Here is a 13,179-nt window from a genome sequence, read left to right as displayed (position 1 = left end):
TCAGCGTCTCGTGACGGCGTCCGCGTAGACCTCGAGCGTCTGCTTGGCGATTTCGGCCCAGGAGAACTCGTCGATCGCACGGATCCTGCCCGCACGACCCATCGCGTCGGCGCCTTCTCGGTCGGCGACAACGGCATTGACGGTGGCCGCGAGCGATTCCTCGAATGCGGTCGGCTCGTAGGCGTTGTAGTGCACGAGTCGACCGGTGACGCCGTCGGCGACCACCTCGGGGATGCCGCCGACGTCGGAAGCGACCACGGCGGTCTCACACGCCATGGCTTCGAGATTGACGATCCCGAGGGGTTCGTACACCGAAGGGCAGACGAATACCGTTGCTGCCGAAAGTATTTCCCTGATCTGCTCGGTCGGGAGCATCTCGCGCACCCAGTAGACATTGCCCCGGTGCCGGGCGAGTTCGGCCACCGCCTTCTCCGTCTCGGCGGCGATCTCCGGCGTATCGGGAGCGCCGGCGCACAGCACGAGCTGAATCTCCGGGTCGAAGTGGTGGGCTGCCGCGACGAGGTGCCCGACGCCCTTCTGCCTCGTGATGCGTCCGACAAAGGCCACGATGGGTTTTGCCGGGTCGACGCCGATCGACGCGAGTGCGGACTGTGCTCCCGGCGCAGATCCCCCGGGATGCCATACCTCGGTGTCGATTCCGTTGCGGACTACGTGAACGCGACTCGGATCGACAGCGGGGTACGCGTCGAGGACGTCGAGTCGCATACCGGAACTGACGGCGATGATCGCGTCTGCGTGCTCGACGGCGTTGCGTTCGGACCACGACGAGATCCGATAGCCGCCGCCTAGCTGTTCGGCCTTCCACGGGCGTCTGGGCTCGAGTGAGTGCGCGGTGAGGATGTGCGGCACGTCGTAGAGAGCCGACGCGAGATGCCCGGCCAGTCCGGTGTACCAGGTGTGGGAGTGGACGATGTCGACACCGGCCGCGGCGTCCGCCATGCGCAGTTCGGTGGAGAGCGTCGTCAGGGCCGGGTTGGATCCGGCGAGAGCGGGGTCGGGAGAGTGGACGATCGCGCCTTCGCGCGGGGCGCCCATGCAGTGCACGTCGACCTCGCACAGCCGTTTCATCTGAGCGACGAGCTCGGTTACGTGTACTCCTGCGCCGCCGTAGATCTCCGGCGGGTATTCCTTGGTCATCATCGCGACTCGCACGCGCTAAACCTAACCGCCCGTAATCGATCCGGCTACCGATCACGTTATCCCCGACCGTTCGGAGGGGGACACGATCGGACCTCTCGGACTGCTTCGCTAGCGGGAGTTCACCAGTGCGGATAGGTTAGCGGTGTGAGAAGCCAGCCGCATGTGCTTGGAATCGTGCTCGCCGGGGGCGAGGGCAAACGCTTGTATCCGCTGACCGCGGACAGAGCGAAGCCCGCAGTGCCCTTCGGAGGTGCATATCGACTTATCGACTTCGTGTTGAGCAACCTTGTCAACGCGGGATATCTGCGTATTTGTGTGTTGACGCAATACAAGTCACATTCACTCGACCGCCACATTTCGCAGACGTGGCGATTGTCCGGGTTCGCGGGTGAGTACATCACCCCGGTCCCGGCCCAGCAGCGGCTCGGGCCGCGCTGGTACACCGGCAGTGCCGACGCAATCCTGCAGTCGCTCAATCTCGTTTACGACGAGGACCCCGAGTACATCGTGGTTTTCGGTGCCGACCACGTGTACCGGATGGATCCGGAACAGATGGTTCAGCACCACATCGAATCCGGGGCAGGCGTGACGGTCGCGGGTATTCGTGTACCGCGAAGTGAGGCTTTTGCTTTCGGCTGCATCGACAGTGACGAGTCCGGACGCATCACCCAGTTCCTGGAAAAGCCCGCCCATCCTCCCGGGACACCGGACGACCCCAATTCGACGTTCGCGTCCATGGGTAACTATGTGTTCACCACCAAGGTACTCGTGGACGCCATCCGCGCTGATTCAGAGAATTCCGATTCCGATCACGACATGGGCGGAGACATCATTCCCGCCTTGGTCGCCGCGGGTGAGGCGTCGGTCTACGACTTCAAGGACAACGTCGTTCCCGGTGCCACTGATCGAGACCGCGGCTACTGGCGTGACGTCGGTACCCTCGACGCCTTCTACGACGCTCACATGGACCTGGTGTCGGTGCACCCGATCTTCAATCTCTACAACCGTCGCTGGCCCATCCGCGGCGCCACCGAGAATCTCGCGCCCGCAAAGTTCGTGAAGGGCGGACTCGCGCAGGAATCGGTGGTCGGTGCGGGGTCGATCCTGTCCGCGGCGACCGTGCGCAATTCGGTACTCAGTTCCAACGTGATGATCGAGGACGGTGCGACCGTCGAGGGCAGCGTGCTGATGCCGGGTGTGCGCATCGGCAAGGGTGCCGTCGTACGGCGAGCGATCCTCGACAAGAACGTCGTCGTCGGTGACGGCGAAATCATCGGCGTCGATCTCGAACGTGACCGCGAACGATTTGCCGTCAGTCAGGGTGGCGTCGTCGCCATCGGTAAGGGCGTCTGGATCTAGAGCTTGCTCGCGCAGAGGAGGCCGTCACCGAGGGGGAGGAGGACTCGAATGAGTCGCTCGTCCTCGGTCACGGCCTTTGCCGCTTCTCGGACCGCAACCGTTGTCGCGTCGCGCGCGGAGCTGTCGGCAACGCGGCCGTCGGCCAGGGCGTTGTGCAGAACGATGACACCGCCGGAGCGCAGCAGGCGGACACCTTCGCGGACGTAGTGCGGGTGGTCGATCGCGGCGCAGTCGACGAACACCAGGTCGTAGCCGCCGTCGGCGAGCCGGGGAAGCACGTCGAGAGCCCGTCCGTTGATCAGGCGAGTGCGTGCCGGAGCGATTCCGCTTTCGCGGAAGGTCAGCTTGGCGGCCCGCTGATGTTCGGGTTCGCTGTCGATCGTGGTCAGGACGCCGTCGTCGCGCATTCCGTGCAGAAGCCACAGGCTGCTCACGCCGGCTCCGGTACCCACCTCGACGGCCGTCTTCGCGTCGAGCATCCTCGCGAACATCGCGAGCGTCGCACCGACGGCGGGCGTCACCGGATGGGCTCCGAGATCCAGCGCTCGATCTCGCGCCGCGGTCAAAATCTCGTCCTCGGAAACTACGTCCTCGACGTGGCGGAGTATCTGTTCGGCGTGGGTCACGCTCATGAGGTTATCGGGCGGTTCGGATTGTCGCTGCAAGGCGCGCAGTCACCAGGATTCTCAGGAATCCCTCAGGCTCCTCATATGGCGTGCACACCGCGATGAGAAAAGGTGTATACATCGCCGGATCGAAGATCGCACGGCGGTATCGATTTCTACCAAGTTGATCTTTCGCAGCTCGGTGATCGGGAACAAATCACAGCATCGGCTGGTTCTCCCGAATATCGCGCATCACGTGATTCGGACAACGCGGTGATCGAACTACGCGATCCCGAGCAGGAGGATCAACTTATTTACCAGGTCAACGACGAGCCTCGCCCTCGAGAGTCGGAAGTTTTGACGACGGAATCGGCTGTGGATTCCGAATTGATCGGCACTGCTGTGTTCGATGCAACTGGTGAGAAGTCCTCCATGCCGTCTTGGGACGAACTCGTGCGTCAGCACGGTGACCGGGTGTACCGCCTGGCCTACCGGTTGTCAGGCGATGCCCAGGATGCCGAGGACTTGACGCAGGACACCTTCATCCGGGTGTTCCGCTCGCTCTCCGATTATCAGCCCGGAACTTTCGAGGGCTGGTTGCACCGCATCACCACAAACCTGTTCCTCGACATGGTTCGCCGACGCAATCGCATCCGTATGGAAGCGCTGCCCGAGGACTACGACCGCGTTCCCTCGCCCGGTCCCGACCCCGAGCAGATCTACCACGACGCGCGCCTCGACGCAGGTCTGCAAGCCGCACTGGACTCGCTCGCACCTGAATTTCGTGCCGCTGTCGTGCTCTGTGACATCGAAGGTCTGTCGTACGAGGAAATCGGTGCCACACTGGGAGTGAAGCTCGGAACGGTTCGTAGCCGTATCCATCGTGGGCGACAGGCGATTCGTGATCATCTGGCAGCGCAGCGCGCAGCCGAATCCGAACTCGTCGGTTTCTGACGGTCGGGTTCGAGCTACAGAGCGGGACGTGGTCAATCACCTGGAGGGACGAATGACGGAGGCGCGGGCACATCGCCAGTTCGGTTCGACCGAACATCTGGCCAGCGAGGCAATCGCTGCCTACGTCGACGGAGAACTCCGAATGCAGGCCTACTTGCGGGCCTCGCATCACATCTCGATCTGTGCCGAGTGCGCTGCGGCCGTCGATGCTCAGCAGCAGGCACGTGGTGCGCTGCGTCGAAGCGGCGAGATGACGATGCCGTTGTCCCTGGTGGGACTTCTCAGCCAGATTCCTTCGTGCAACAGTCCGACTACCGGGCCGAATTCGGAAAACGCCGACAGTTCCGTCGGTAATCAACCCGCCGGCTTCTCCACCATCAGCAAGAGGTTGTCCCGTCGCTGGCGCAAATGACGCCGCGCGCCAGCTTCCCGGCGCGGATCAGTGATACTGGACCATGTGACTGACGGAAAAAGGGGGCACTCCGGAGTGAGTTCGGATTCTTCGGCAAACGGTTCGGTGGACAGACCGGCAGATGCGCCGGTTCTCGACCCCCGTCCGGTCTATCGACCCCAGATCGATCCGGCCTCGCGCCAGGTGTTCGGTCGGCCGAGTGGAGTCGAGGGCTCGTTCACTCCGGTGGCCGCGCGATCGACTCCGTCCTCCGATGTCGTGATCGGGACTCCGGACCCGGTTCTGGCCGAAGCGTTCGGTCGACCCGCAGACGCCACCGAGTCGATCGGTCGCGATCCCGATGCGACGGCGAACAACACGCCCGACGAAGAACCGCCGCGTGATCCGTGGCGTGATCCTGAATCCGCCGTCTCGCTGGGCAAGCCCGCAGAGTCCGAGGCGCCGGTGCAGTTGCCTCCCGCCCAGAAACTCGACGTGCGTGAGCTGTTGTTCGGTCGCAAGGTCGCCCCCTCGGCACTGGCCGCGCTTGCGGGCATGGCGCTTGTCATCGCTCTTGTCGGTGGGTTGCTTGCCACTGTCATCACTGCCGATCGCAGTTCACTCACCAGCTCACGTGTCACGCTCGTTCAATCCGGCGGTGGGGAACAGCCGGAGTCTCAGGTGGCGAAGGTCGCCGACGCGGTACTGCCATCAGTGGTGTCGATTCAGGTCGCCGTCGGCGACCAGGGCAGCACGGGTTCCGGTGTGGTCATCGACGGCGCCGGATACATCGTCACCAACAACCACGTGATCTCCTCGGCCGTTCCGCCCGCTCAGGACGCGAAGATCCAGGTGATCTTCTCCGACGGAACCAAGACCGACGCCCAGATCGTCGGACGTGACGTCAAGACAGACCTCGCAGTGCTCAAGGTGTCGGCGAACAATCTGACGGTCGCTCAGCTCGGAAAATCCGAGGATGTTCAGGTGGGCGACGACGTCGTCGCCGTCGGCTCACCGCTCGGATTGAGCAAGACCGTCACCCGCGGAATCGTCAGTGCACTGAACCGGCCTCTGCGGTTGTCGGGTGAAGGCACCGACACCAACGCCGTCATCGACGCCGTCCAGACCGACGCGGCGATCAACCACGGCAACTCCGGTGGTGCGCTCGTCGACGACGAAGCCCGCGTCATCGGCATCAACACCGCAATGCTCAGTGAGTCCGGCGGTTCGGTCGGGCTCGGCTTCGCGATTCCGATCGACACGGTGACCGAGGTGGCGCAGACCATCATTCGCGACGGCAAGGTTCATCACCCCGACATCGGCGTGAATGCACGCACCGCGGTCAACGACGCGACCAGTGGTGCTGCGGTGGCCAACGTGCGCGACGGCAGCCCAGCGCAACGTGCGGGGATCGTCGAGGGTGACGTCATCGTCAAGGTCGGTGACCGACCGGTGACAAGCGCCGACGAATTGGTGGTTGCGGTCAACGCGACGACCGTCGACCAACCCGTCAACGTTCAGTTGATCCGCGACGGACGGCAGGTCGACATTTCGGTCACGCCGGTGTCGGACTGATCGGACCCTGCGATCTTCCTGTGAGGTTGATCCGGACATGCGCGCACCGAGCGAGCACACAGTAGGCTGACCCTGTGTTTGGCAACATCGGTTGGGGCGAGTTCATGATCCTCCTCGTAGCGGCTCTGGTCATCTTGGGACCTGAGCGGCTTCCTGGTGCGGTCTCCTGGGTCACGAAATCCCTGAGGCAGGTGCGCGAATATGCTTCGGGCGCTTCCAATCAGCTCAAGGAAGAACTGGGCACCGAATTCGAGGATCTGCGTAAACCGCTCGCAGATCTGAACAAGCTGCGCGGAATGACGCCGCGCGCTGTGATCACCCAGCACCTCCTCGACGGCGACGACTCCATCTTCACGGGCAACTTCGACAAGAAGCCGCAGAGCGGAGTACAGGAGCCGAAGACGCTGTCGAAGGACAAGCCACTCACCGCCGGCGAACGTCCTCCTGTGGACTTCGACGCCACCTAGATTCGACATACGGAAGGGCGCCTGTCACCGATCGGTGACAGGCGCCCTTCCGTATGAGGGGGTTCTACAGGTTGCGAACCGTGTTGATACCGAGCGACATTCCGGCCAGCCCGCGCTGACGGACGGCCAACTTGTCGGCGATGTCCTTGAGTGCGATGGCTGCGGGTGAATCGGGAGCGCTGAGGACGATCGGCGTCCCGGCGTCGCCTGCCTCGCGGACGGACGGATCCAGCGGGATCTGTCCGAGAAGCGGAACCTTGGCTCCGACGGCCTTCGTGAGGCGATCGGAGACGGTCTGCCCGCCGCCTTCGCCGAAGACGTCCATACGGGTGCCGTCGGGAAGTTCGAGCCACGACATGTTCTCGACGACGCCGGCGACGCGCTGGCGGGTCTGCAGGGCGATCGCGCCCGCGCGCTCGGCGACCTCTGCAGCAGCCTGCTGCGGTGTGGTGACGACCAGGATCTCGGCGCTCGGGATGAGCTGAGCCACAGAGATGGCGATGTCACCGGTGCCGGGCGGCAGATCGAGCAGCAGCACGTCCAGATCGCCCCAGAACACGTCGGCGAGGAACTGCTGGAGCGCGCGGTGCAGCATCGGTCCGCGCCAGACGACAGGTGTGTTGCCCTGGGTGAACTGCGCGATGGAGATCATCTTCACGTCGTGGGCGACGGGCGGCATGATCATGCGCTCGACCTGAGTCGGCTTGGCGTCGGTGCCGAGCATGCGGGGGATCGAGTGGCCGTAGATATCCGCGTCGAGTACACCCACGGACAGTCCGCGCGCGGCCATTGCTGCCGCGAGATTGACTGTCACGCTGGACTTTCCGACGCCACCCTTGCCGGAGGCCACGGCGTAGACGCGGGTGAGTGAACCTGGCTGGGCGAACGGGATGACGGGCTCGGCGGAATCACCGCGAAGCGACTTGCGGAGCTCGGTTCGCTGAGCGTCGTCCATGACGTCGAGTTCGACGCGAATCGCACCGACCCCGGCGACATCGGCGACGGCCTTGGTGACGCGTTCGGTGATCTCGGTGCGCATCGGGCAGCCGGCGGTCGTGAGATAGATGCCGATGTCGACGCTGTTGTCACTGGAGAGGGAGATCCCCTTGACCATCCCCAGTTCGGTGATGGGTTTGCGGATCTCTGGGTCCAGAACTCGCGCGAGCGCGGAGCGAACGTCGGACTCGGTCAGTACAGACATGACTCCATGGTAAGTCCAGGTAGGTCAGTGGATGCGCGGCAGGTCCGATGCGGCGGGCACGATGCCGGTGGAGTACCCGAGCGACCAGGCCAGAACGTTGGCGACGTAGGCGGCCGAGTTGTTGTAGCGGTGGATCGCGGAGGCAACCTGCGTGACGTCCTGCATGTTGAGTCCGCCGTCGCACAGGTACTTGCCGGTGGTCAGTGCGGAGTCGAAAAGGTTCTGCGGGTCGGCGATTCCGTCACCGTTGCCGTCACCGGCGTATTGGTTCCACGTGGACGGGATGAACTGCATCGGGCCGACTGCGCGGTCGTAGACGGTGTCGCCGTCGAGGGCGCCGCCGTCGGTGTCCATGATGACGGCCTGGCCGGGGAGGCTGCCGTTGAGTGGCAGGCCGATCACGGGCTTGTAGAGGTTGCCGTTCGCGTCGGCGTCCTTGCCGTCGTTGGCGTGGCCGGATTCGACGCGGCCGATACCGGCGAGGAGCGTCCAGTGCATGTTGCAGCTGGGCTTCTCGACGGCGAGGATCCGCTCGGCGTTCTGGTAGGCGGCGACGCTCACGCTCGGGATTCCGAGTGCTCCCTCGGCCATGGACGCGGGGAGCGGGGGAGTGGCCTGCACGGGAGCCAGCGGCGCGGGTTCCGGCGCGGGGGCGGGAGCCGGCTCGGCGATTGCTTCGACGGCGGGCAGAATCTGCGCCTGCGGCTCCTGCGTGGCTTGTGCGGCGGTGTCCACCGTTTCGGCGGAGCTGGTGTTGAAGAACGGGACCTTGGGAGCGGCGCCGGCCGTGTTGGCTGCGGTGACGAGTCCGATAGGGATGAGTCCGGTGAGCGCGATGACCGAATTTCGACGGATGTGCGAATCTGTCTTCTTGCTGTGCCGACCCACTGTGTATGCCTCCTGAACCTCCGCGAGGAGGTTTTCCGTTCAACTGACGGAGTCGAGGCTACCTGATTTGTTGCGTTTCCGTTATTCAACCGTGATCTAGAAGGGCAGTTTGGGGCATATGCACTGTTCTTTCGTGATTTTTCGGTTACAGAGCGGGCATGCCGGGCAGGCCCGGGAAGAACGGCACGAATGCCGGAGCCGGGGCCGGAGCGGGCTCCGGTGCGGGTGCGGGTGCCGGTGCGGGCTCCGGAGAGGGGGCGGCGGGTGGAGAGGATTCCGCGGGAGCCGCGTCGGTGGTGGCGGGTGCCGTGGCGGCCACTGCCATGCCCGGGATCGTGCACGGCAGAAGGATGCCGTCCTGCAAGGCGTCGAGGGCTGCGGGGTCCGGAAGGATCACACACATGTCATCGGGCCAGCGCCATCCCTCGGCCGTCAGAATCGGCCACACGAGACCCCGTGAGGTGAGGACGGGGAGCGGGATGATCGGACCGGGAGCTGCGTTCCGGGCGGCGTTGGGTCCCGGAGCGGGGCTGGTCGGCATGACGCCCGGCGGGATCAGTGCCTGGATCTCGGGTGAGAGTGCAGGCATGTCCGGCAGACCCGGGAAGAGGGGAGTGGTGGTCGGGGTCGGCGTCGTCGACGCTGATTCCTTGTCGCCGGCCGCCGGATCGGTAGCCGCAGCCGCGGCGAGTACGGCCGAAGCGGCGGAGTCTGCCGAGGCGGCGGCGTTGATCGCGGAGCTGCCGGTGTTGATGCCCGAGGTGTACGGCAGCTGACCGGAAGGAATGACACCGTTCTTGTATGCCGTCGACCACATGATCACGTTTGCTGCGTAAGCGGCCGAGTTGTTGTATCGCAGAACAGCTTTGGTCTCCTGGGCGACATCGCGCAGGTTGAGTCCGCCGCTGCAGAGGTACTTCGCTGCCGAGAGTGCCGCATCGAAGACGTTGTTGGGGTCCTTGATTCCGTCCCCGTTGCCGTCGCTGGCATATCCGGCCCAGGTGGCCGGAATGAACTGCATCGGCCCGACGGCGCGGTCGTGAGTGGGGTCGCCGTCGATTGCGCCCTTGTCGGTGTCCCGAATGACTTCGTTGCCTGCCAGCCGTCCGTCGAGGACGGGGCCGAGGATCGGGGTGACCGTCGTACCCACCGAGGTCGTCTTGCCGCCGTTGGCGTGACCGGATTCGATGCGTCCGATGCCGGCCAGAAGATGCCAGGGGATTCCGCATCCCGGTGCCTCGGTCATCATCACCAGCTCCGCGGAGCGGTACGCGTTCAGGACGATCTCGGGGATGCCCAGAGAGGTGAGGACGACGGCCGCAGCGTTGGGCGCTGCCGGGGCGCCGGCGACCGTATCGCTGGGCGGGGCCGATCTTTGCGTTCGGACCGTGCGGGGCGTCGGGAGGAAGTCGACAGAGTCCGGCTGCGCAATCGAGGCGGAGCCCGCCAGTGCGATCGGAACCTGTGACCCTCCGGTCGGTGCGCTTCCGGCAGTGAGGGCCGCTGGACCTGTGACGACGAGCAGTCCCCCCACCAGTGTGGATGCTGCAATCATTCCGCGTACTCGCACGATTCCCCTTTGCTGGCGCTCCCGCTCCGGAGTACCCACCGTGATATCCATATTGCTGTGACTTACGTTACATATCGGTCACGGTGCGTGCAGCAAAACTCAGCGAACGCTCAGCTAGTTGTGACTTTGTTTCGCAGTATTCGAGTCACGGTGCTTCTTCTTCGGGGTCGGTTCGCCGTCGGCAGCAAGGATCGACTTGATCTCCTCGAGCTCCCGTCGCAGGTAGTCGCGGGTGGCAACCTCGCCGACGGCGATACGCAGAGCTGCGAGTTCTCGGGCGAGGAATTCGGTATCCGCCTTGGTTTGCTCGGCGCGTGAGCGGTCCTCCTCGAGTGAGACCCGGTCGCGGTTCTCCTGACGGTTCTGGGCCAGCAGGATCAGCGGCGCCGCGTAGGCGGCCTGGGTGGAGAAGGCCAGGTTGAGCAGGATGAACGGGTACGGGTCCCACTGCAGGGCCACCGCGAACACGTTGATCAGGATCCAGACGATCACGATGATCGTCTGGATTGCGAGATAACGCCCGGTGCCGAGGAAGCGGGCGATGCGTTCACTGACGCGCCCGACAGCTTCGACGTCGAAATCGAGATTGAACCGGCGGCTTCCGCGGGGCGTTTCCAGTCGTTGCCGTGCGGTCGTGCTCGACGCCCGTTCGCTCATCGGAGTAGTTCCTCGTCGTCGGAGTAATCCTCACGCCAGTCTTCCGGCAGGAGGTGATCGAGCACGTCGTCGACCGTCACGGCCCCGATCAGGTGGTTCTCGTCGTCCACGACCGGCCCGCATACCAAGTTGTACGTCGCGAAATATCGGGTGACCGACGCCAACGAGTCGTCCGGGGCCAACCGGGGCATGTCGGTGTCGAGTAGTCCGCCTACCAGGCTGGCGGGAGGCTCGCGGAGAAGCTTCTGCAAGTGGACGCAGCCGAGATACCGCCCGGTCGGAGTCGCCGTCGGCGGACGTACGACGAAGACCATGCTCGACAGCGCCGGGGTCACGTCGTAGTTGCGGGCGCGGGCAAGGGCCTCCGCGACCGTCGTCGAGGCCGTCAGTACCACCGGTTCGGGCGTCATCAGACCACCGGCAGTGTCCGGGGAATGCTCGAGCAGGCGTCGAACAGGTTCGGAATCCTGCGGGTCCATCAACTGAAGCAGTGACTCGGCCTCGGTTTCGGGCAGCTCGCCCAACAGGTCGGCGGCGTCGTCGGGATCCATCGCTTCGAGTAGATCGGCGGCGCGTTCGACTTCCAGGTGCATCAGCAGATCGGTCTGGTCGTCCGCCGGCAGTTCCTGCACGACGTCGGCGAGGCGTTCGTCGTCGAGCGCCACGGCCAGTTCGTGGCGGCGCTTCTCCGGCAGTTCGCGCATGGCGTTGGCCACATCGGCGGGTCGCATGCCTTCGTACTGGAGAAGCAGGTGAGCTACGCCCTGGCCGGGGAGTGAGAGATCGCTCTGGGTGAGGCCGGCGACGTGCTGCCAGTCGACGATGTGAATCGCCGCGCGTCGACCGAGGCGTCCGCGATGGCCGCGAACCGCGACCTTGGAGACCACCCAGTCTCGCGTCCGCGTCGATTCGATTCCGAGATCGACGACTATCGTGTCGACGCCGTGAAGCTCCTCGAGTTCCGGGTCGTCCACGCGCACATGCGAATCGAGTACCTGCGCCAGAGCGAGCACTTCGCCCGGGCGCTGGTTGAATCGCCGCAGACTGACGTTGCCGGTGGTGAGGGTGACTGCACTCGGTTCGATTGCTGTCACACGCAACATCGGAACGAAAATACGTTTGCGCGTGAACATTTCGATCACCAGACCGAGAACCCGCGGTTGCTGGCGTCCGATACGGACCGTGATGACGACGTCGCGCACACGACCGATCGATTCGCCGTCCGGGCCGAGTACAACCAGGCCGGCAAGCCTGGCTGCAAATACCTTGCCTGCTGCTGCCATGATTGCAAGGCTAATTCGTCCAGCGTCAAAATCTGCAACGGCGCCACCGAAAATCGAGAAGGGCAGTCCGCAATGACTTCACGCAACCGTTCCCGTCGATCGGTATTGGCAGTTCCCGGCAGCAGTCGGAAGATGATCGACAAGGCGAAGGGATTGCCCGCCGACGAGATCTTTCTCGACCTCGAAGATGCGGTGGCGCCGCTGGCGAAGCAGGCGGCCAGGGAGTCGATCGGCGACGCGTTGGCCGAGGACGGGTGGGGCAAACAGGTCAAGGTCGTCCGGGTCAACGACTGGACCACCGAATGGACGTATGCCGACGTCGTGGAGGTGGTGGGCCGCGCCGGAGCGCATCTGGACGCCATTCTGCTGCCCAAGGTTCCCGATGCGAGTCACGTCCAGGCGCTCGATTTGTTGTTGACGCAGGTCGAGAAGGCCAACGGTCTCGAGGTCGGCAAGATCGGGATCGAACCGCAGATCGAGAACGCGATCGGCTTGACCAACATCGACGCGATCGCCACCGCGAGTCCCCGCGTCGAGGCGCTCGTGTTCGGCCCGGCCGACTTCATGGCGAGCTTGAACATGCGAACTCTGGTCGTCGGTGAGCAACCGGACGGCTACGACCGCGGTGACGCGTATCACCACATCCTGATGACCATCTTGATGGCCGCGCGGGCGCACGGCGTCCAGGCCATCGACGGGCCGTACCTGCAGATCCGCGACGTCGAGGCTTTCACTCGGTCGGCTGCGCGAACGGCAGCGCTCGGTTTCGACGGCAAGTGGGTTCTGCACCCCACGCAGATCGAGGCGGCCAACGAGGTGTTCAGTCCGCGCCAATCCGACTACGACCGTGCGGAACTCATCTTGGACGCGTACGCGTTCCACACCTCGGCTGCCGGGGGAGGGCGGGGCGCCGTCATGCTCGGCGACGAGATGATCGACGAGGCGAGTCGCAAGATGGCACTGGTGATTTCGGCCAAGGGCCGCGCCGCGGGGATGACGCGCACCTCGGAATTCACGCCGCCCGAACACGCCTGACGCTCGCATAGCCGAACGAATCAGGTCTGTAAA

General features: G+C 64.5%; 13 protein-coding genes. 6 read left to right on the top strand and 7 right to left on the bottom strand.

Annotated features, from left to right (window positions below; genetic code table 11):
* The gene (gene glgA / locus RA302_RS20200) at positions 1-1,173 is read right to left on the bottom strand and encodes a glycogen synthase (protein ID WP_064075552.1); all 1,173 of its coding nucleotides are present in this window, start codon (positions 1,171-1,173) and stop codon (positions 1-3) included.
* A 132-nt stretch (positions 1,174-1,305) separates the two neighbouring features.
* Between glgA and glgC the strand changes: the two genes are divergently transcribed.
* Entirely contained in the window at positions 1,306-2,520 is a 1,215-nt protein-coding gene (gene glgC / locus RA302_RS20195; protein WP_003945185.1) for a glucose-1-phosphate adenylyltransferase, read from the top strand.
* On the opposite strand, the gene RA302_RS20190 is transcribed toward glgC, so the two are convergent.
* A complete protein-coding gene (locus RA302_RS20190) occupies positions 2,517-3,152 on the bottom strand; it encodes an O-methyltransferase (protein ID WP_007736091.1) in 636 nt (211 codons plus the stop codon). The genes glgC and RA302_RS20190 overlap by 4 nt on opposite strands.
* A 330-nt stretch (positions 3,153-3,482) precedes the next feature.
* Between RA302_RS20190 and sigE the strand changes: the two genes are divergently transcribed.
* From sigE to tatB, 4 genes are all read left to right on the top strand, one after another.
* Complete coding sequence (gene sigE, locus RA302_RS20185; RefSeq protein ID WP_029255812.1) at positions 3,483-4,079, top strand: RNA polymerase sigma factor SigE; 597 nt, start codon at positions 3,483-3,485, stop codon at positions 4,077-4,079.
* A gap of 52 nt (positions 4,080-4,131) precedes the next feature.
* Complete coding sequence (locus tag RA302_RS20180) at positions 4,132-4,491, top strand: hypothetical protein (RefSeq protein WP_003945180.1); 360 nt, start codon at positions 4,132-4,134, stop codon at positions 4,489-4,491.
* Between the two features lie 75 nt (positions 4,492-4,566).
* Positions 4,567-6,045 carry a trypsin-like peptidase domain-containing protein gene (locus RA302_RS20175; protein WP_042450379.1) on the top strand — a complete coding sequence of 493 codons (1,479 nt, stop codon included), beginning with the start codon at positions 4,567-4,569 and terminating at the stop codon, positions 6,043-6,045.
* Between the two features lie 74 nt (positions 6,046-6,119).
* Positions 6,120-6,512 carry a Sec-independent protein translocase protein TatB gene (gene tatB, locus RA302_RS20170; protein ID WP_205906497.1) on the top strand — a complete coding sequence of 131 codons (393 nt, stop codon included), beginning with the start codon at positions 6,120-6,122 and terminating at the stop codon, positions 6,510-6,512.
* Positions 6,513-6,576: 64 nt separating this feature from the next.
* Here tatB and RA302_RS20165 read toward each other — a convergent pair whose 3' ends face one another.
* The 5 genes from RA302_RS20165 to RA302_RS20145 form a co-directional block, all read right to left on the bottom strand.
* Positions 6,577-7,713 (bottom strand): Mrp/NBP35 family ATP-binding protein, encoded by a 1,137-nt coding sequence (locus RA302_RS20165; protein ID WP_003945178.1) that lies wholly within the window; start codon positions 7,711-7,713, stop codon positions 6,577-6,579.
* Between the two features lie 24 nt (positions 7,714-7,737).
* A complete protein-coding gene (locus tag RA302_RS20160; RefSeq protein ID WP_192712342.1) occupies positions 7,738-8,601 on the bottom strand; it encodes a lytic murein transglycosylase in 864 nt (287 codons plus the stop codon).
* A 145-nt stretch (positions 8,602-8,746) separates the two neighbouring features.
* The gene (locus tag RA302_RS20155) at positions 8,747-10,210 is read right to left on the bottom strand and encodes a lytic murein transglycosylase (protein ID WP_225320098.1); all 1,464 of its coding nucleotides are present in this window, start codon (positions 10,208-10,210) and stop codon (positions 8,747-8,749) included.
* A gap of 75 nt (positions 10,211-10,285) precedes the next feature.
* The gene (locus tag RA302_RS20150; protein WP_003945067.1) at positions 10,286-10,828 is read right to left on the bottom strand and encodes a DUF1003 domain-containing protein; all 543 of its coding nucleotides are present in this window, start codon (positions 10,826-10,828) and stop codon (positions 10,286-10,288) included.
* Positions 10,825-12,111, bottom strand: coding sequence for a CBS domain-containing protein (locus RA302_RS20145; protein WP_003945077.1), 1,287 nt, complete (start codon positions 12,109-12,111; stop codon positions 10,825-10,827). The genes RA302_RS20150 and RA302_RS20145 overlap by 4 nt, the downstream gene beginning before the upstream one ends.
* Before the next feature lie 72 nt (positions 12,112-12,183).
* Here RA302_RS20145 and RA302_RS20140 point away from each other — a divergent pair, with 72 nt between their 5' ends.
* Complete coding sequence (locus RA302_RS20140) at positions 12,184-13,146, top strand: CoA ester lyase (RefSeq protein WP_020908461.1); 963 nt, start codon at positions 12,184-12,186, stop codon at positions 13,144-13,146.
* Positions 13,147-13,179 lie beyond the last annotated feature (33 nt).

The organism is Rhodococcus sp. DN22 (genome assembly GCF_036669995.1).
Taxonomy (GTDB): domain Bacteria; phylum Actinomycetota; class Actinomycetes; order Mycobacteriales; family Mycobacteriaceae; genus Rhodococcus_F; species Rhodococcus_F erythropolis.
The sequence above is the reverse complement of the archived record's forward strand: the minus strand, read 5'-3'. Positions and strand labels throughout refer to the sequence as shown.